A 19,628-nucleotide genomic window follows, 5' to 3' on the forward strand; every position below is an offset into this window, starting at 1 on the left:
AAAATCCCCGCATTTGCGGGGATTTTTGTGTCAGATACAGGTTTAGTTCAGGTCAAAACGATCCAGATTCATCACTTTTACCCAAGCCGCAACGAAGTCTTTCACAAATTTCTCTTTCGCATCTTCACTGGCATAGACCTCTGCCAGTGCACGCAAAATGGCGTTGGAACCAAAGACCAGATCCGCGCGAGTCGCCAGGTGCTTCACTTCACCCGTTTGACGGTCACGGCCTTCAAACAGTTCAGAAGAGGCATCGGTCGCTTTCCATTCCGTGCGCATATCCAGTAGATTGACAAAGAAATCGTTACTGAGTACACCCAAACGATCGGTGAACACCCCATGCTTGCTACCATCAAAATTTGCACCCAGCGCGCGTAAACCACCCACCAGCACTGTGAGTTCCGGCGCGGTTAGCGTCAATTGTTGCGCTTTATCAATCAGCAGTGACTCTGTTGTTGTCTCCGAATCAATACGCGCACGGTAGTTGCGGAAACCGTCTGCAGCAGGCTCAAGCAGGTTGAACATCTCGATATCAGTCTGTTCCTGACTCGCATCCACACGTCCAGGAATAAATGGAACACGTACACTGATACCTGCAGCTTCCGCCGCCTGCTCAACACCCACAACGCCCGCCAGCACAATGATATCGGCCAGCGAGGCTTTACCAGAGGCTTTCTGAATGGTTTCCAGTGCAGGCAGAGCACGCGCAGAAGTGGCGTTCACATCCCAGTTACGCTGAGGAGCCAGAGCCAATCGCGCACCATTTGCGCCGCCACGTTTATCGCCGCCACGGAAAGTAGACGCTGACGCCCAGGCCACAGAAATCAGTTCACTAACCGACAGACCGGAATGAGCAATCTCTGCTTTCAGGTGATCAATATCTGCTGGAGTTGGCTTGAATGTAGCTTTTGGCAATGGATCCTGCCAAATCAGCTCTTCTTTTGGCACTTCTGGACCAATGTAACGCGCTACCGGCCCCATATCGCGGTGAGTCAGCTTGAACCATGCACGGGCAAAAGCTTCATTAAATGCTTGAGGATCATTGAGGAAACGGCGTGAAATTTTTTCGAATTCCGGGTCGAAACGCAGCGTCAGGTCAGTAACCAACATAGTTGGCTTACGTTTTTTCGATGGGTCAAAGGGATCTGGAATGATTTCTGGCGCATCCACTGCTTCAAATTGAATGGCGCCAGCAGGACTGCGTGTTTGTACCCATTCGAATTTGAACAAGTTCTCGAAGAAGTAGTTGCTCCATTGAGTCGGCGTTTGTGACCAGACGACTTCCAGACCAGAAGTGATTGCGTCAGCACCGACTCCAGTACCGTGGCTGCTCGCCCAACCTAAACCCTGAGCTTCAATAGGCGCTGATTCTGGATCGACTCCCACATGGGTTGCCTCTGCGGCACCATGGGTTTTACCCAGCGTATGACCGCCAGCAATAAGCGCAACTGTCTCTTCGTCGTTCATTCCCATGTTGCCGAACGTAGCACGAATGGCAGCGGCCGCTGAGAGCGGTTCACCACTGGCATTTGGCCCTTCAGGGTTAACGTAAATCAGCCCCATTTCGGTCGCAGCTAATGGACGTTTGGCCAGCGCTTCTGGGTCACGATGCTCAAGCCAGGCTTTTTCATTACCCCAGTTCACATCGAGGTCTGGCTCCCAAACGTCTTCACGTCCAGCGCCAAAACCAAAGGTACGGAAGCCGGAATTTTCCAGCGCCACGTTACCTGCCAGCACATAAAGGTCGGCCCAGGAAATTTTCTGACCATATTTCTGTTTGATAGGCCACAGCAGGCGACGAGCTTTATCAAGGCTCACGTTATCCGGCCAGGAATTGAGTGGAGCAAAGCGCTGCTGACCACGGCCTGCACCACCACGGCCGTCAACAGAACGATAAGTACCGGCACCATGCCAGGCCATACGAATAAACAGCCCGGCATAGCTGCCCCAGTCCGCAGGCCACCATGGTTGAGAATCCGTTAATAATGCTTTCAGATCGCCTTTCAGCGCAGAGTAATCGAGTTTGGTAAATTCTTTGCGGTAATCGAAATCTTCACCAAGAGGGTTTGAACGGTTGGAATGCTGATTGAGGAGATCGACGCGGAGTTGTTTCGGCCACCAATCACGACTGCTTGTTCCGGCTCCAGCACTTTCATCATGGCTACTCTGATGGAACGGGCATTTTCCTGCGGACAACGTATTTTGATCGTTTTCGTTTGTGCTCATCTTCCTGCTCCCTTCACTATTTTTATCAGGATATACAGCTCTGCAGATAAGTTATAGATGAAAAAAACTACAGATTTGATAGTTATTTCCTGTTGGCTACCAGGCAACATAGCAAAAATTGTTATACGAAACGTCGACAGCTACATAAACTTTCAAAACTTAACATTAGAAATGAAAGGGGTATTTGAAGGGAGAGTAGAACTATAGAGGGAGTAATGGCCCTGGCGGGCCATTTCTGAATCAAACTGTTGGGCGAACACCCAGGGTGTGGCAGATCGCATAGCTCATTTCTGCACGATTCAGCGTATAGAAGTGGAAATCTTTAACCCCTTCACGGCTCAGAATCTTCACCATATCCATCGCGATATTGGCGCCGACCATTTTGCGAGTCTCTGCGTCGTTATCCAGCCCTTCAAACATCTGCGCCATCCAATGTGGAACACGCACGTTGGTCATAGTGGCGAATTTATGTGCCTGGTTGTAGTTACTTACCGGCAGAATGCCCGGCACGATTTCGACATCGATACCAGCGGCAGCACAACGGTCACGGAAACGCAGGTAGCTTTCCACATCAAAGAAAAACTGAGTAATAGCGCGGTTTGCACCGGCATCAATCTTACGCTTCAGGTTGATCAGATCAGCTTGCGCACTTTTTGCTTCAGGGTGGACTTCCGGGTAAGCAGCGACCGAAATATCAAAATCACCGACATCTTTCAGTAACGTCACCAGATCAGAGGCATACATATCTGGCTTGCCGCTACCTGGGGGTAAATCACCGCGCAGAGCAACAATATGACGGATACCGTTATTCCAATAGTCCTGAGCGATGCCGCGCAGTTCGTCGCGAGTTGCATCAATACAGGTCAGGTGAGGTGCCGCTTCCAGGCCCGTACGATCTTTAATGCCTTTGATGATGCTATGCGTACGGTCGCGTTCTCCAGAATTTGCGCCGTAAGTCACGGAGACAAATTTTGGTTTCAGGCTGCTGAGCCTGTCAATTGAGCTCCACAGGGTCTGTTCCATTTCACTGGTGCGCGGCGGGAAAAATTCAAAGGAAACGTTAATTTGCCCAGCAACTTCAGCCAGACTCTGATTTAGTGCTTCCCGCTGGTTGGCGTGAAAAAAGCTCATACCCTTACCTCATCAATCGCTTTGTAATAATGTGTTGTTATATTCGACTTCTATACGTTTAGACGTCTAGATAGCAAGATGAAGGAAAAGCGTGACGTCGTCAACTGAAAATTCAACACAAGAAATGAGGAATTCTCAATCAACTTGAAATTTCTTCATGTTAGATAAAAACAATAAAAAAAGACCAGCAAAAGCTGGCCTTCGTATTTTTATGCCTCAGAAATTTACAGCAACTGCGCCAGGCGGTTGAGGTCCGACTGAATAGCACCCGCAGTCACATCACGTCCAGCACCTGGCCCACGAATAACTAATGGGTTATCGCGATACCAACGGCTTTCAATGGCAAACACGTTATCGCACGGCAGCAATGAAGCCAAAGGATGCTCAGGACGCACCGCTTCCACACCCACACGCGCTTTACCGTTAGCGTCGAAACGTGCGACATGACGCAACACCAGTCCCATTTCCTGAGCGGCTTCCAGACGTTGAATCATCTGCTCATTTATCTCATCGCCATTTTCAAAGAAATGGTCAATAGAGCCTTCTTCGCTGCCGTTGGTTACCAGAGACTCAACACGCACCTGATCCGGTTCGATGTCATAACCCGCTTCGCGAGCAAGGATCACCAGCTTGCGCATCACATCTTTACCGGAGAGATCAACGCGTGGATCAGGTTCAGTCAATCCTTGCTGCCAGGCCTGGTCCACCAAATCGGTAAACGGCACCGTGCCATCGAATTGCAGGAACAGCCAGGAGAGCGTGCCGGAGAAAATACCGCTGATCGCCAGAATCGAGTCACCACTTTCACGCAAGTCACGAACGGTATGGTTCACCGGCAACCCCGCACCCACGGTGGCGTTATACAGCCAGTGACGGCCAGTTTTGGTAAATGCGTTACGAATTTCACGGTACTTCTGGCTGTTGCTGGCACCCGCCAGTTTATTAGCGCTAATAACGTGGAAACCGTGGCTTGCGAAATCAAGATATTGGTCGGCCAATTGCTCGCTCGCCGTTACATCCAGAACCACCAAATCGTCATACGGATGCGAACGCATCCACTGGAACAGCGATTCTTCATCCTGCTCTACCGCTTCGTCGTTAAAGAAAGCGAGCGCGCGGCTGGCGTCCAGTCCCTCGTAATTCAACAAGCTGCGGCTACTGTCCACCACACCGGCCAGAACGAACTCAAAACCGGTACGAGCAGAAAGGGTTTCTTGTTCGCGAGCGAACAGTTCCAACCAACGCGAACCAATGTTTCCTTTGCCGAACAAAACCAGACCAACGCGTTTTTCAGCACGGAACAGAGACTTATGCAGACCCTTGATTAAGTTTTCAGTTGGGCCAACACGCAGCACCGCAACCAGACTAATTCCGTCCTCAGACTGCCAGATAAACTCAACAGGCTGGTCTTTTAGCTGCTGCCAGAAGCGGTGGCTATGAAGCGGGTTACGGCATACACCTGCGCCGACCATTGCCACCAGCGCCAGACCTTCGCGCAAGCGTAATTCGCCAGGCAAACTCGCCTTCGTGAGCGTTTCTAACACGCTGCCTGCAACTTCTGAGGTATAGCAAAGTTGCAACAGGTTACGATCGGGGTGAACACCCACTGACAGCGGGCGAATCTGAGCACGTTTTAAAAACGTATCCAGCTCTTTGTGCGCCAGCTTAAAATCTTGCTGTTGGGAAATCTGTAGTTCAATCAGGCAGACATCGTCGTGGCTGGTGACGATACGCGCGCCAGTACCTGATGCCAGTACACGTTCGATACGTGTTGAGCCTTGTTCCGGGGAATAGCTGCAACGTAATTGCAGGTCGATGTCGCTACCGGAAACAGGCTGCAATGTACGAGCGTGCAGTACAGGAGCGGCCAGACGAGCCAATTCACTTGCTTCATCAAGGCGTAAGAGTGGGAGCAAGCACGCATCTTTCACTTTGCGTGGATCCGCGCTGTAAACCCCTGCGACATCACTCCAGATGGTCACACGGGAAACCCCAGCCAGTGCGCCAATCTGCGTTGCAGAATAGTCAGAACCGTTACGGCCAAGCAACACGGTTTCACCCGCATCATTACGACAAATAAAACCGGTAACGACGAGGCGTTTATGCGGATGTTGCGCCATGAGCTCTTGCAACAAAGGCCATGATAAGCCTTCGTTAACTTGTGGTTGAGCAGCACGTTCAGCGCGCATAAATTCGCGGGCATCCAGCCACGCGGCTGGATGACCTAATTGATTCAGCACCGCAGACATCAGACGTGCAGACCAAATTTCACCATGACCCACAACTTCGGCATACACTGCATCAGTTATTTTGCCATCGAGCAAACCTGCCAGACGCTCAAGATCATGAATAAACTGACCAATTAAGCTATCAGCAACATCAGGCGCCACAAGACCGCTAATCAAATCGCTCTGATAACGGCGCAGTGCTTGCTGAACCTGATGAGCTGAAAGACGATCGCTTTGGCTCAATTTCAACCAGTTAATCAACTGGTTAGTTGTGCTACCGGCGGCGGAAACCACCATCATATCGCCAGGATTAGAGTACTCGGCCATAATCCCCGCAACGCGCAGGTAACACTTCACATCTGCCAGACTACTGCCACCAAATTTATGCAGTTGACGAACCGGCGCCCCTGCAGGTGCTGAAACACTCATGCTTACCCCTCGGCTGCAACCCGGAACGCATTTTCCAGGTCAGCAATTAAATCGTCGCTATCTTCAATGCCAGTCGAAATACGCAGCAGGCTTTCGGAAATCCCCGCTGCGGCACGCGCTTCTGGCGCCATGCCCGCATGGGTCATTGTCGCCGCGTGTGAAATCAAACTTTCTACTCCACCCAGCGATTCCGCCAAAGTGAAGAGAGTCAGGCTACTCAGGAATCGACGCAGCGTTTGCTCGTCGCCATTAAATTCAAAACTCAGCATCGCGCCAAAACCTTTTTGCTGACGAGCAGCAATTTCATGGCCCTGGTTTTCTGGCAGCGAAGGATGATACAGCTTTTTCACCAGCGGCTGCGTTTGCAGGAAATCGACAATCGCCTGTGCATTTCGTTGCGCCACTTCCATACGTGGTGAAAGCGTACGCAGGCCGCGCAGCAGCAAGTAGCTATCGAAAGCACCGCCAGTTACGCCAATGTTGTTTGCCCACCAGGCAAGCTCTGTGACGGTTTCCGCGTCTTTCGCAATCACCACACCCGCAACAACATCTGAGTGACCATTCAGGTATTTAGTACAAGAGTGCAGGACCAGATCCGCGCCCAAGGCCAACGGGTTTTGCAGCGCAGGGCTCAGGAAGGTGTTATCCACCACACTGATTGCCCCTGCTTCGCGCGCAGCGGCGCAGATTTTCGCAATATCTACCACTCGTAACAAGGGATTACTTGGGCTTTCGACCAGCACCAGTTTTGGTTTTTCGTTAAGAGCCTTAGCTAAGGCTACTTCATCACCTTGATCGACAAACAAAACACGATATGCGCCGCGTTTTGCCAGGCTATCAAAAAGTCGATAGCTGCCGCCGTAACAGTCATGTGGAGCCACCAGCAGATCGCCAGGTTTCAGGAAAACCGTCGTGACCAGGTGAATTGCTGACATACCGGTATTGGTCAGCACAGCCCCCGCTCCCCCTTCCAGTTCGGCCAGTGCACGCTGTACAACATCACGCGTAGGGTTCCCTCGACGCGAATAGTCATGCGCGCGCGGTTCGTTAAACCCGGTGAAATTGTAAGTACTGGAGAGGTGGATAGGCGGTACAACGCAGCCGTATTGCTCGTCATCGTTTAAACCGCTACGTACTGCGATAGTTGCCTGTTTACGCGTCATGGCTCTCGAATCCTTGCTGGTCGAATAAAGGTCAGGCACCAGAGTAAACACTGGCGAGTTAGACGTCAATACATCTGGACATCTAAACTTCTTTGCGTATAGATTGAGCAAACGCGCAATAGCCGTTAAAATTATACGCTTTAGGGTGATAGCGTCGCAGACCGCGAATCAATAAACGCTTACACTACGACCAGATAATCGCTTCAATCACATATAACCCGATTGAAGCACGTATACATTGATAAGAGGATTAAGTATCTCATGGCTGAATGGAGCGGCGAATATATCAGCCCTTACGCTGAGCACGGGAAGAAGAGTGAGCAAGTAAAGAAAATTACGGTTTCCATTCCTCTGAAGGTGTTAAAAATCCTCACCGATGAGCGCACCCGTCGCCAGGTGAATAACCTGCGTCATGCGACTAACAGTGAACTCCTGTGCGAAGCATTCCTGCACGCGTTTACTGGCCAACCGTTGCCAAACGATGCAGACCTGCGCAAAGAGCGTAGCGATGAGATTCCAGAAGCGGCGAAGGTGATTATGCGTGAGTTGGGGATCGATCCAGAAACCTGGGAATATTGATTCTAACCGTTATCCTTCAAGTTGCTGGGGTGTTGGCTGCACTCACAAACCCCAGTCACTTACTTGAGTAAGCTCCTGGGGATTTGCTCCCTTGCCGCCTACCAGCAACTCGAATTCTAGCGGTTATAGTAAATTGCAGATGTAAAAAAGGCGCCCGAAGGCGCCTTTCTCTTACCGTGCGGGAATTACTTCTTCGCGCCTGGAACGCTGAAACGCTTGTTGAAGCGGTCAACGCGGCCACCGGTAGCAACATCACGCTGCTTGCCAGTGTAGAACGGGTGGCATTCGCCACATACGTCCAGGTTCAGATCATGACCCACGGTAGAGCGAATCTTGATAGAATTACCGCAAGAGCAGTTTGCAGTAACTTCTGCGTAGTTCGGGTGAATATTCTTTTTCATGGAAAACCTCTGTATAAGGCCGCGTCGCTCTTCCAGCCCTAACGCCAGACACCACGCGAAGTTGATAAATTAGGTTTTTTGATACCAAAAACTGCGCATCAAAGGCGGCGAATCATACAGAACCCCGCCCACGGATGCAAACTGATCCGCATTTTCTGGAACACACAGTGTACACTATTTCCTCTTTTTCAGCCTGGAAGCTTTCATGTCAGTAGCCCACGTCGCTTTGCCGGTTCCCCTTGCCCGAACTTTTGACTACCTCGTTCCCACTGGAATGCAGGTGGCATCAGGCTGCCGCGTCAAGGTGCCGTTTGGCAAACGCCAGGCTGTCGGGATTGTCGTAGCCGTTAGCGAGCACAGCGAATTGCCGCTCAACGAGCTCAAGCCAGTGGCTGAAGTTCTGGATGGAACCTCATTGTTTCCAGCTTCGCTATGGCGTGTCCTGATATGGGCTTCCGAGTATTACCATCATCCCATCGGCGATGTGCTTTTTCATGCGCTCCCTGGTTTGCTGCGTGAAGGCAAACCCGCGCACCACGCGCCTTTGTGGTACTGGTTCGCCACCGAAGAAGGCAAAGCTGTTGACCTTAATAGCCTCAAGCGCGCGCCTAAACAGCAGCAGGCGCTGGCAGCGGTTCGGCAAAATATCATCTGGCGTCATCAGGTAAGCGAGCTGGAAATCAGCGAAGCAGGGCTACAAGCGCTGCGGGCCAAAGGTTTGTGCGACCTGAAAAGTGCCGCACCTGCGACGACTGACTGGCGCGACAGCTATTCCGTCGAAGGCGAACGCTTACGCCTGAACACTGAGCAAGCCACCGCAATCGGTGCCATTCATAGCTCTGCCGATCACTTTGCGGTCTGGCTTTTGGCGGGCATTACCGGCTCCGGTAAAACGGAGGTGTATCTCAGCGTGCTGGAAAATGTACTGGCACAAGGCAAGCAGGCATTGGTGTTAGTGCCAGAAATTGGTTTAACGCCACAAACCATCGCCCGTTTCCGCGAACGTTTTAACGCGCCAGTAGAAGTCCTGCATTCCGGGCTTAACGACAGCGAGCGTCTTGCCGTGTGGTTAAAAGCACGCAGCGGCGAGGCCGCGATTGTCATTGGCACACGCTCGTCGCTGTTTACCCCATTCTGCCGACTCGGCGTGATCGTCATTGATGAAGAACACGACAGCTCGTATAAACAGCAAGAAGGCTGGCGCTACCACGCACGTGACTTAGCCGTTTATCGCGCCCATGCGGAAGACATCCCTATTATTCTTGGCTCCGCGACTCCCGCACTGGAAACCCTGCACAATGTGCAATTGGGAAAATATCGGCAGTTGCGCCTGACAAAGCGTGCCGGTAATGCACGCCCTGCGACACAACAAGTCGTGGATTTAAAAGGACAGCCGTTGAAGTCCGGCCTGGCACCTGCGCTTATCAAAAAAATTGGCCAGCATTTAAAGGCTGATAATCAGGTGATCCTGTTCCTTAATCGCCGTGGATTTGCCCCCGCACTGCTGTGCCATGAGTGCGGTTGGATAGCAGAATGCCCACGTTGCGATCACTACTACACCTATCATCAAGGTCAGCGCCATTTACGCTGCCACCATTGCGACAGCCAAAGGCCGATTCCGCAGCAGTGCCCTCACTGTGGTTCTACCAATCTGGTTCCGGTCGGAATGGGAACGGAACAGCTTGAGCATAGCCTTGCGCCGGAATTCCCTGGTGTGCCAATTTCACGTATCGACCGCGATACTACCAGCCGAAAAGGGGCACTTGAGCAACAACTGGCGGAGGTCCATCAGGGTGGCGCGCGTATTTTGATTGGTACGCAAATGTTAGCGAAAGGCCATCACTTCCCGGACGTCACTCTGGTGGCTTTGCTGGATGTCGATGGTGCACTTTTTTCCGCTGATTTCCGTGCAGCGGAGCGCTTTGCCCAACTCTACATCCAGGTTTCTGGGCGCGCTGGACGAGCTGGCAAGCAAGGTGAAGTCCTTCTACAAACGCACCATCCTGAGCACCCTTTATTACAAACATTGCTCACCAAAGGTTACGACGACTTCGCAAGCCAGGCTCTAAAAGAACGCCAGACGGTCTTTTTACCGCCGTTTACTAGCCACATCATGTTCCGCGCGGAAGATCAGAATAATCATCAAGCACCACTGTTTTTGCAGCAATTGCGCAATCTGCTGGAATCCAGCCCGTTAAGAGATGAGCAGTTATGGATTATGGGGCCCGTTCCTTGTTTGCAGCCTAAACGAGGCGGACGTTTCCGCTGGCAAATTCTGCTGCAACACCCTTCTCGAGCACGCCTGCAACGCCTGGTCAGTCATTCACTGAAACTGGTCAATACCTTGCCGGAATCACGCAAAGTGAAGTGGACGCTGGACGTTGATCCGATAGACGGGTAGCACAAACTCCTGCGGATATGCGAAGCGGATCTAGAAATTCAACAAGCATCACACTTTTAATGAAATAACTGTAACCAACGAACATCAATTTCTGCTAAGAATGTGGACATGGTCAGACACCAGGGACGTTGTCAGCACCTGTCGAGTGCACGCGAGGAGAAGAAGTTGAAGCCGAAGAATCAGGTTGCAAGTGCAACCATGAAAGATGTTGCTGTTAAGGCGAAAGTCTCAACCGCAACAGTGTCCAGGGCACTAATGAACCCGGACAAAGTATCGCAAAGCACTCGTAATCGTGTGGAACAAGCGGCAATAGCCGTAGGTTATTTACCCCATTCATTGGGGCGAAATTCAAAGCGTAATGAATCACGCACTATTCTGGTTATTGTCCCGGATATCTGCGATCCCTTCTTTAGCGAAATTATTCGCGGTATCGAAGTGACGGCAGCGGAACAAGGCTATTTGGTGCTAATTGGTGATTGCGCTCATCAAAACCAGCAAGAAAAAACCTTCATCAATCTGATCATCACCAAGCAGATTGACGGGATGCTATTGCTCGGCTCGCGTCTTCCCTTCGATGCCAGCATTGAAGAGCAACGTAATTTGCCGCCGATGGTCATGGCAAACGAATTTGCGCCTGAACTGGAACTGCCAACCGTTCATATTGATAACCTGACAGCCGCGTTTAACGCTGTTTATTATCTGCAGCAGCTTGGTCATCAAAAAATTGCCTGTATTGCGGGCCCTGAAGAGATGCCGCTTTGTCACTACCGCTTGCAAGGGTACGTGCAGGCATTGCGCCGTGCAGGAACCGTTGTCGATCCGCATTACATAGCGCGCGGAAACTTCACCTATGAAGCCGGTGCTGCGGCGTTAACGAAATTACTGGCGCTGCCGAATCCGCCGACCGCGGTGTTCTGCCATAGCGACGTTATGGCGCTGGGTGCATTGTCCCAGGCCAAGCGCAGCGGCTTACGCGTACCGGAAGATTTATCAATCATGGGCTTTGATGACATCGCTCTTTCCCAGTTCTGTGACCCACCGCTCACCACTGTAGCGCAACCCCGTTTCGATATCGGGCGAGAAGCTATGCTGTTGCTATTGGATCAACTTCACGGGCAAGCCGTGAGTAGTGGTTCGCGTTTGCTGGACTGTGAGCTCATTGAACGAGGCTCCACCAGCGCACCAGGCAGTAGAAAATGAACCGCTTTAGGACACTGGATTCTGGTCAAAGGGATGTCCATTAAGTAACATGGCGGGCTGATAAACGTAAAAAATATAGCGAATCGATAGTGGCACAACGAGATTATGTACGCCGCGGGCAATCGGCAGGTACGCGGCGTAAGAAAAGTAGCACCCGCAACAAGCAACGCAGCCTACCATCTGTCTCGCCGACAATGGTCGCTATTGCGGCCGCCGTTCTGGTGACCTTTATTGGTGCTCTGTACTTCATTACTCATCATAAGAAAGATGAAAGCGAAACCCTGCCTGGCCATAAAGTCACAGGAAATGGTCTGCCACCTAAACCAGAAGAACGCTGGCGTTATATCAAAGAGCTGGAGAATCGCCAGACCGGTGTGCGTAGCCCTACTGAACCGACTGCCGGTGGCGAAGTGCAGAATAAAGATCAGCTCACCAGCGAACAGCGCCAGTTGTTGGAGCAAATGCAGGCGGATATGCGCCAGCAGCCTACTCAGTTGAATGAAGTGCCATGGAATGAACAGACGCCAGAACAGCGTCAACACACATTACAGCGCCAGAAAGCCATTCAGCAACAGCAAGTACAACAGCAGCAGTTCACCGCTCAACAAGTTGCGCCGCAACCAAGAGCCGTGCAACAGCAATCGCAGCCAGTAACGACGCAACCACGTCCAGTACAGCAGCAACCGCGTACTACAGTGTCAACGCAACAGCCGTACCAGGATTTGTTGCAAACGCCGCCGCATACTCAGCAGCGTGCATCGACACCAACGACACAACCGCGTGAACAGACGCAACCAAAAGCGGCTCAACCGGCAGCGCCAATCGACGTTGTAAAATCAACTCCGGCTCCGCAGGACAAACCGAAAGATGAAAAACGCTGGATGGTGCAGTGTGGTTCATTTAAAGGTAGCGAGCAGGCAGAAACCGTTCGAGCTCAATTGGCTTTCGAAGGTTTTGATTCGCGCATTACCACCAATAATGGCTGGAATCGCGTCGTGATTGGGCCAATCAAAGGCAAAGAGAATGCTGATGGGACGATCAACCGTCTGAAGATGGCGGGTCACTCTAACTGTATTCGTCTTGGCACTGGGGGTTGAAACCCCCAAAATCCCCCCCATCTATAATTGCATTCAGCCCCGATATAATATCGGGGTACTTTTTTAGCTGATGCAATAAGGGGTCTGCTCGTGACAACAATAGTAAGTGTACGCCGCAACGGCCATGTCGTAATCGGTGGTGATGGTCAGGCCACTCTTGGCAATACCGTGATGAAAGGCAACGTCAAAAAAGTGCGTCGTTTGTATAACGACAAAGTGATTGCCGGTTTTGCTGGCGGCACCGCTGATGCCTTCACCCTATTCGAACTGTTTGAGCGCAAGCTTGAAATGCACCAGGGTCACCTGGTGAAAGCGGCGGTTGAACTGGCAAAAGACTGGCGTACCGACCGTATGCTGCGCAAGCTCGAAGCGCTGCTGGCCGTCGCCGATGAAAATGCTTCCCTTATCATCACCGGTAATGGTGACGTCATCCAACCAGAAGACGACCTGATTGCTATTGGTTCAGGTGGCCCTTACGCCCAGGCTGCAGCGCGTGCGCTTCTTGAAAACACCGAACTGGGTGCTCGTGACATCGTAGAGAAATCGCTGGGGATCGCCGGTGATATCTGCATCTACACCAACCATTTCCATACTATTGAAGAATTAGCGTCTAAGGCGTAAGGAATCCCCATGTCTGAAATGACCCCACGCGAAATTGTCAGCGAACTGAACAAACATATCATTGGCCAGGACAATGCCAAGCGTTCCGTGGCGATTGCGCTACGTAACCGCTGGCGCCGTATGCAGCTTGATGAAGAGCTGCGCCATGAAGTTACCCCAAAAAACATTCTGATGATCGGCCCAACGGGTGTCGGTAAAACCGAAATTGCCCGTCGTCTGGCGAAACTCGCAAACGCACCGTTCATCAAAGTTGAAGCAACCAAATTCACCGAAGTCGGTTATGTTGGTAAAGAAGTGGATTCTATCATCCGCGATCTGACTGATTCCGCGATGAAAATGGTACGTCTGCAATCCATCGAGAAAAACCGCTTCCGTGCCGAAGAAATGGCCGAAGAGCGCATTCTTGATGTACTGATCCCACCAGCTAAAAATAACTGGGGCCAGGCTGAAGCACCGCAAGAGCCATCAGCAGCTCGTCAGTCATTCCGTAAGAAATTGCGTGAAGGCCAGTTAGACGATAAAGAAATTGAAATCGATCTGGCTGCAGCACCAATGGGCGTTGAGATCATGGCTCCTCCTGGCATGGAAGAAATGACCAGCCAGTTGCAGTCTATGTTCCAGAATCTGGGCGGCCAGAAGCAAAAGCCACGCAAGCTGAAAATCAAAGATGCGATGAAACTTCTGATTGAAGAAGAAGCCGCGAAGCTTGTGAACCCGGAAGAACTGAAGCAAGACGCGATTGATGCCGTTGAGCAACACGGTATCGTGTTTATCGATGAGATCGACAAAATCTGTAAGCGTGGCGGCAACAGCTCCGGCCCGGATGTATCTCGTGAAGGCGTGCAACGTGACTTGCTGCCGCTGGTTGAAGGCTGCACCGTTTCGACCAAACACGGTATGGTCAAAACTGACCACATTCTGTTTATCGCATCCGGTGCGTTCCAGGTGGCAAGCCCGTCAGATCTGATCCCTGAATTGCAGGGCCGCCTGCCAATTCGTGTGGAATTACAGGCGCTGACTGTCGAAGATTTCGAACGTATTCTGACTGAGCCAAATGCGTCTATCACCGTGCAGTACAAAGCACTGATGGGCACTGAAGGCGTGACTATCGACTTCACTCCAGACGGTATTCGCCGTATCGCTGAAGCCGCATGGCAGGTGAACGAGTCCACCGAGAATATCGGCGCACGTCGTCTGCACACTGTGCTGGAACGTCTGGTAGAAGACATCTCTTATGATGCCAGCGACCTGAGTGGCCAATCCATTCTCATTGACGGTGAATATGTCAGTAAGCATCTGGATGAGTTGGTAGCAGATGAAGACTTGAGCCGTTTTATCCTATAATCCCGCTCAACGTATTTTCTTCATTTCAAATGGAGGGCTTATGCCCTCCATTTTTTATATCTAACAGAGAGACTTATGAGCGAATCGCACTCTGTAAGCACAACTCAGGCCTGGCTTGAAAGCTTGCGTCCACGCACGTTACCACTGGCATTTGCCTCTATCGTCTGTGGTTCCGCGTTGGCTTTTTGGCAAGACGTGTTTAATCCGGCCATTGCATTACTGGCGTTGCTGACAGCGGGGCTACTTCAAATCCTCTCGAATCTGGCGAATGACTACGGCGATGCGGTTAAAGGTAGCGATAAAGAAGACCGAATCGGCCCACTACGCGGAATGCAGAAAGGGGTGATTACTCAGGCGCAAATGAAAAAAGCGCTGATGATCACCGTGGTGTTGATTTGCTTGTCTGGCCTTGCTTTGGTCGCCGTCGCTTGCCGCACATTGGCAGATTTCCTTGGTTTCCTGGCCCTGGGTTTGTTGGCCATCATCGCCGCAATTACTTACACCGTTGGAACGCGCCCGTATGGTTATATGGGGCTTGGCGATATTTCAGTACTGGTCTTTTTTGGCTGGCTGAGTGTTGCAGGAACCTGGTATCTGCAAGCTCATACCCTCGCGCCATTGGTATTTTTCCCCGCGACGGCATGCGGATTACTCGCAACAGCAGTGCTTAACATCAACAATTTACGTGATATCGACAGCGATCGGGAAAACGGTAAAAACACGCTGGCTGTACGCCTGGGGCCTGTGTTAGCTCGTCGCTATCATGCCTGCCTGTTGCTAGGCGCTCTGGCGTGCCTTGCGCTATTTAATCTGTTCTGGCTACAAAGCCTTTGGGGATGGCTGTTTGTCCTGGCCGCTCCATTGCTGATAAAGCAGACGCGTTATGTCTTGCTTGAGCAGGAACCTGTCGCTATGCGTCCGATGCTTGAACGCACGGTAAAAGCTGCATTACTCACTAACCTGTTGTTTGCAGTAGGGGTTGTGCTAAGTACGGTGTCGTTTTAGCTGACAAATATCAATTAACAATTGATGATTTTGCCAACAGTTAACATTAAGCGATATACTGACAACTCGTGCAGCAACAGAATCTTAATCCTATGAAATATGATACTTCCGAGCTTTGCGACATCTATCAGGAAGATGTCAACGTCGTTGAACCGCTGTTTTCCAATTTCGGTGGGCGGTCGTCCTTTGGCGGGCAAATCATCACGGTGAAATGTTTCGAGGACAACGGATTGTTGTATGATCTGCTCGAACAAAATGGCCGTGGTCGTGTTCTGGTCATTGATGGCGGCGGCTCTGTTCGCCGTGCTTTGATTGATGCAGAGCTTGCCCGTCTGGCGACTCAAAACGAGTGGGAAGGCATTGTGGTTTACGGTGCCGTGCGTCAGGTTGATGACCTGGAAGAACTGGATATTGGTATCCAGGCGATTGCCGCCATTCCAGTGGGTTCCGCAGGTGTTGGTGTTGGCGAAAGCGATGTGCGCGTTAACTTTGGTGGCGTGACATTCTTCTCCGGTGACCATTTATATGCCGATAACACTGGCATCATCCTTTCCGAAGATCCCCTCGATATAGAATAACGAAATCGAATAACAAAACGGGCGCCCAAGGGCGCCCGTTCTTTTTGAAGCTCTGGTCTTACACTTCTTCCATTTTACCTAATAACGCGTGCAGACGATCCTGCCAAACGTGCTGTTGTTCTTTCAGAGAATTGTTTTCGCGTACTAATTCTTCATGATTGCTCTGAGACTGCTGAACTTGTTGAGACAGATTGTTGTTGGTCTCTTTCAGCTCTTCGATTTCCATTTGCAGCAGGGTGATGGTATCAATCGCCTGCTGTACTTTTGCTTCCAGTTTCTCAAACACTTCAAATGACATTTAGAATCTCTCCTGAATTGCAAGGCGTTGATGGATGTTTAAATCCCCGTCCCGGATATTCCCCGAAGACACCTTATGAATATATGCGCTCCACGCGGCGTGTCTCGATTGTAAGTAGCGTGAGTACCCGTGTCCAGCGAGTTCAAGCGCTCTTTGCGTAACATAACGTTTTTCAGCATATGCCGAATGATGCTGCCCCCAAAAATCACTCTTTGTTAACCCATTGATTACTTCTATGAGCGTTTACGTTGTCTTTTTTGGGTGATAATGCGCACAAGTTGGCGCGAGATCGCTCATTTTTATGACGTAACACACAAATTTAAAGCTCGATATTTCTCGTTTATGTTCGTTAACGATAAATTAACACTATGCCTACATGGCACCTGCGCGGCAGGGAATGCCCGAACAAACAATAATCATTAATTTTGCCTTCAGGACCCTATTATGAGTCAGACAGCTCCATCAACCTTGAAAGGTCAGTGCATCGCCGAGTTCATGGGTACCGCGTTGTTGATTTTCTTCGGTGTAGGATGTGTAGCCGCCTTAAAAGTGGCAGGTGCCAGCTTTGGACAGTGGGAAATTAGTGTCATCTGGGGTCTGGGGGTGGCAATGGCTATCTACATGACCGCGGGGGTTTCCGGCGCGCATCTTAATCCGGCTGTGACTATCGCATTATGGTTGTTTGCCTGTTTCGATAAACGCAAAGTCGTGCCATTTATTGTGTCGCAAGTTGCAGGTGCGTTTTGCGCAGCAGCTTTGGTTTATGGCCTGTATTACAATTTATTCCTTGATTACGAGCAGACGCACCACATGGTGCGTGGCAGCGTAGAAAGTCTGGATTTGGCGGGGATTTTCTCAACCTACCCTAATCCGCACATTAATTTTCTACAGGCGTTCGCAGTAGAGATGGTGATTACCGCCATTTTGATGGCCGTTATCCTGGCGCTGACGGACGATGGCAACGGCGTCCCTCGTGGCCCGTTAGCTCCACTGTTGATTGGTTTGTTGATCGCAGTAATCGGCGCATCAATGGGGCCTTTGACCGGATTTGCCATGAACCCTGCGCGTGACTTTGGCCCGAAACTTTTCGCCTGGCTTGCAGGTTGGGGTGACATCGCCTTTACAGGTGGTCGTGATATCCCTTACTTCCTGGTTCCGGTATTTGGCCCGATAGTCGGCGCTGCGTTAGGTGCGTTTGGCTACCGTAAGCTTATTGGTCGCCATTTACCGTGTGATGTTTGTGTGGAAGAGGAAGAAAAATCCAGTCAATCCACGCAGCAAAATGCTTCTTTGTAAGACTGACTTCAGGACAAAATTATGACTCACGAAAAAAAATACATCGTCGCACTTGATCAAGGTACCACCAGCTCTCGCGCCGTCGTCCTGGATCACGATGCTAACGTCGTCAGCGTTTCACAGCGCGAATTTCAGCAAATCTATCCAAAAGCAGGATGGGTAGAACACGACCCAATGGAGATTTGGGCAACTCAAAGCTCCACGTTGGTAGAAGTCCTGGCGAAAGCGGACATTAACTCAGACCAAATTGCCGCTATTGGCATCACTAACCAGCGTGAAACCGCGATTGTCTGGGAAAAGGAAACCGGTAAACCGATTTACAACGCCATCGTCTGGCAATGCCGCCGCACCGCAGAAATCTGCGAACAGCTGAAGCGCGATGGCCTGGAAGAGTACATCAAATCAACAACTGGCCTGGTGGTTGACCCGTACTTCTCTGGCACTAAAGTGAAGTGGATCCTCGACCACGTGGAAGGCTCGCGTGAGCGTGCTCGCCGTGGCGAACTGCTGTTTGGTACGGTTGATACCTGGCTTATCTGGAAAATGACTCAGGGGCGTGTGCACGTTACCGATTACACCAACGCCTCACGTACCATGCTGTTTAATATCCACACTCTCGACTGGGATGACCGCATGCTGGAAGCGCTGGATATTCCGCGCGCCATGCTGCCAGAAGTACGCAAATCCTCAGAAGTGTATGGCCAGACCAATATCGGCGGCAAAGGCGGTACACGTATTCCTATCGCCGGGATCGCCGGTGACCAGCAGGCTGCACTGTTCGGCCAGCTTTGCGTCAAAGAAGGGATGGCGAAAAATACCTACGGTACGGGCTGCTTTATGCTGATGAACACCGGTACGCAGGCGGTTAAATCCACTCACGGTTTGCTGACCACTATTGCCTGTGGCCCGCGTGGCGAAGTGAATTATGCGCTGGAAGGTGCGGTATTCATGGGCGGCGCATCCATTCAGTGGCTGCGCGATGAGATGAAACTTATCAGCGATGCAACAGACTCTGAGTACTTTGCCACTAAAGTCAAAGACACCAACGGCGTGTATGTCGTTCCAGCCTTTACCGGCCTGGGCGCGCCGTACTGGGACCCGTATGCCCGTGGCGCTATCTTCGGCCTGACTCGCGGTGTGAACGCAAACCATATTATCCGCGCAACGCTTGAATCCATCGCCTACCAGACCCGTGATGTTCTGGAAGCGATGCAGGCCGACGCTGGCATTCGTTTGCACGCTTTACGTGTTGATGGCGGTGCAGTGGCGAATAACTTCCTGATGCAATTCCAGGCGGACATTTTGGGTACCCGCGTAGAGCGCCCTGAAGTGCGCGAAGTGACTGCTTTAGGCGCAGCTTATCTGGCAGGTCTGGCTGTTGGCTTCTGGCAGAATCTGGATGAAGTCAGCGAGAAAGCGGTTATCGAGAAAGAGTTCCGCCCGGGTATTGAAACCACAGAGCGCAACGTCCGTTATGCTGGCTGGAAAAAGGCCGTTAAGCGTGCGCTGGCCTGGGAAGATCACGAAGAAAGCTAATCTTCATTTCCCCCTCACCCTGCCCCTCTCCCTCAAAGGAGAGGGGATCAATCTGTGCTACAATCCGTCGCAATTGGGCTTGCTAAATGAGTGTG

16 protein-coding genes are annotated in these 19,628 nt (G+C 51.2%); 10 read left to right on the forward strand and 6 right to left on the reverse strand.

What is annotated here, in order from left to right:
* Nucleotides 1–42: 42 nt before the first annotated feature.
* The 4 genes from katG to metB form a co-directional block, all read right to left on the reverse strand.
* The gene (gene katG, locus BSPA111_RS19970) at nt 43–2,226 is read right to left on the reverse strand and encodes a catalase/peroxidase HPI (protein ID WP_183272888.1); all 2,184 of its coding nucleotides are present in this window, start codon (nt 2,224–2,226) and stop codon (nt 43–45) included.
* A gap of 240 nt (nt 2,227–2,466) precedes the next feature.
* Nucleotides 2,467–3,357 carry a methylenetetrahydrofolate reductase gene (gene metF, locus BSPA111_RS19975; protein ID WP_183272889.1) on the reverse strand — a complete coding sequence of 297 codons (891 nt, stop codon included), beginning with the start codon at nt 3,355–3,357 and terminating at the stop codon, nt 2,467–2,469.
* A gap of 224 nt (nt 3,358–3,581) precedes the next feature.
* Nucleotides 3,582–6,014 carry a bifunctional aspartate kinase/homoserine dehydrogenase II gene (locus BSPA111_RS19980; protein WP_183272890.1) on the reverse strand — a complete coding sequence of 811 codons (2,433 nt, stop codon included), beginning with the start codon at nt 6,012–6,014 and terminating at the stop codon, nt 3,582–3,584.
* Between the two features lie 2 nt (nt 6,015–6,016).
* Nucleotides 6,017–7,177 carry a cystathionine gamma-synthase gene (metB, locus tag BSPA111_RS19985; RefSeq protein WP_183272891.1) on the reverse strand — a complete coding sequence of 387 codons (1,161 nt, stop codon included), beginning with the start codon at nt 7,175–7,177 and terminating at the stop codon, nt 6,017–6,019.
* A 261-nt stretch (nt 7,178–7,438) separates the two neighbouring features.
* Here metB and metJ point away from each other — a divergent pair, with 261 nt between their 5' ends.
* Nucleotides 7,439–7,756 (forward strand): met regulon transcriptional regulator MetJ, encoded by a 318-nt coding sequence (metJ, locus tag BSPA111_RS19990; RefSeq protein ID WP_034461414.1) that lies wholly within the window; start codon nt 7,439–7,441, stop codon nt 7,754–7,756.
* Between the two features lie 185 nt (nt 7,757–7,941).
* Here the strand turns inward: metJ and rpmE are convergent, their stop codons facing one another.
* Complete coding sequence (gene rpmE / locus BSPA111_RS19995) at nt 7,942–8,157, reverse strand: 50S ribosomal protein L31 (protein ID WP_124022232.1); 216 nt, start codon at nt 8,155–8,157, stop codon at nt 7,942–7,944.
* A 205-nt stretch (nt 8,158–8,362) separates the two neighbouring features.
* On the opposite strand from rpmE, the gene priA reads away from it, so the two are divergent.
* The 7 genes from priA to rraA all read left to right on the forward strand — a co-directional run bounded on the left by priA (nt 8,363) and on the right by rraA (nt 16,403).
* A complete protein-coding gene (priA, locus tag BSPA111_RS20000; protein WP_183272892.1) occupies nt 8,363–10,558 on the forward strand; it encodes a primosomal protein N' in 2,196 nt (731 codons plus the stop codon).
* Nucleotides 10,559–10,723: 165 nt separating this feature from the next.
* Complete coding sequence (gene cytR, locus BSPA111_RS20005; RefSeq protein WP_183272893.1) at nt 10,724–11,758, forward strand: DNA-binding transcriptional regulator CytR; 1,035 nt, start codon at nt 10,724–10,726, stop codon at nt 11,756–11,758.
* 89 nt (nt 11,759–11,847) lie between these two features.
* Nucleotides 11,848–12,855, forward strand: coding sequence for a cell division protein FtsN (gene ftsN / locus BSPA111_RS20010; RefSeq protein WP_183272894.1), 1,008 nt, complete (start codon nt 11,848–11,850; stop codon nt 12,853–12,855).
* Nucleotides 12,856–12,945: 90 nt separating this feature from the next.
* Nucleotides 12,946–13,476: an ATP-dependent protease subunit HslV gene (gene hslV / locus BSPA111_RS20015; RefSeq protein WP_034461419.1), complete on the forward strand. Its 531-nt coding sequence runs from the start codon at nt 12,946–12,948 to the stop codon at nt 13,474–13,476.
* Nucleotides 13,477–13,485: 9 nt separating this feature from the next.
* The gene (gene hslU / locus BSPA111_RS20020) at nt 13,486–14,820 is read left to right on the forward strand and encodes an HslU--HslV peptidase ATPase subunit (RefSeq protein ID WP_183272895.1); all 1,335 of its coding nucleotides are present in this window, start codon (nt 13,486–13,488) and stop codon (nt 14,818–14,820) included.
* 75 nt (nt 14,821–14,895) lie between these two features.
* A complete protein-coding gene (gene menA, locus BSPA111_RS20025; protein ID WP_183272896.1) occupies nt 14,896–15,825 on the forward strand; it encodes a 1,4-dihydroxy-2-naphthoate polyprenyltransferase in 930 nt (309 codons plus the stop codon).
* A gap of 92 nt (nt 15,826–15,917) precedes the next feature.
* Nucleotides 15,918–16,403, forward strand: a complete 486-nt coding sequence (rraA, locus tag BSPA111_RS20030) for a ribonuclease E activity regulator RraA (RefSeq protein ID WP_034500052.1) — start codon at nt 15,918–15,920, stop codon at nt 16,401–16,403.
* A gap of 58 nt (nt 16,404–16,461) precedes the next feature.
* Here the strand turns inward: rraA and zapB are convergent, their stop codons facing one another.
* On the reverse strand, nt 16,462–16,701 hold the full coding sequence (gene zapB / locus BSPA111_RS20035) for a septal ring assembly protein ZapB (RefSeq protein ID WP_034461423.1): 240 nt from the start codon (nt 16,699–16,701) through the stop codon (nt 16,462–16,464).
* A gap of 444 nt (nt 16,702–17,145) precedes the next feature.
* On the opposite strand from zapB, the gene BSPA111_RS20040 reads away from it, so the two are divergent.
* Entirely contained in the window at nt 17,146–17,997 is an 852-nt protein-coding gene (locus BSPA111_RS20040; protein WP_183272897.1) for an MIP/aquaporin family protein, read from the forward strand.
* Between the two features lie 21 nt (nt 17,998–18,018).
* Nucleotides 18,019–19,533: a glycerol kinase GlpK gene (gene glpK, locus BSPA111_RS20045; RefSeq protein WP_183272898.1), complete on the forward strand. Its 1,515-nt coding sequence runs from the start codon at nt 18,019–18,021 to the stop codon at nt 19,531–19,533.
* Nucleotides 19,534–19,628 lie beyond the last annotated feature (95 nt).

The organism is Buttiauxella sp. A111, from assembly GCF_014189855.1.
GTDB classification, from domain to species: domain Bacteria; phylum Pseudomonadota; class Gammaproteobacteria; order Enterobacterales; family Enterobacteriaceae; genus Buttiauxella; species Buttiauxella selenatireducens.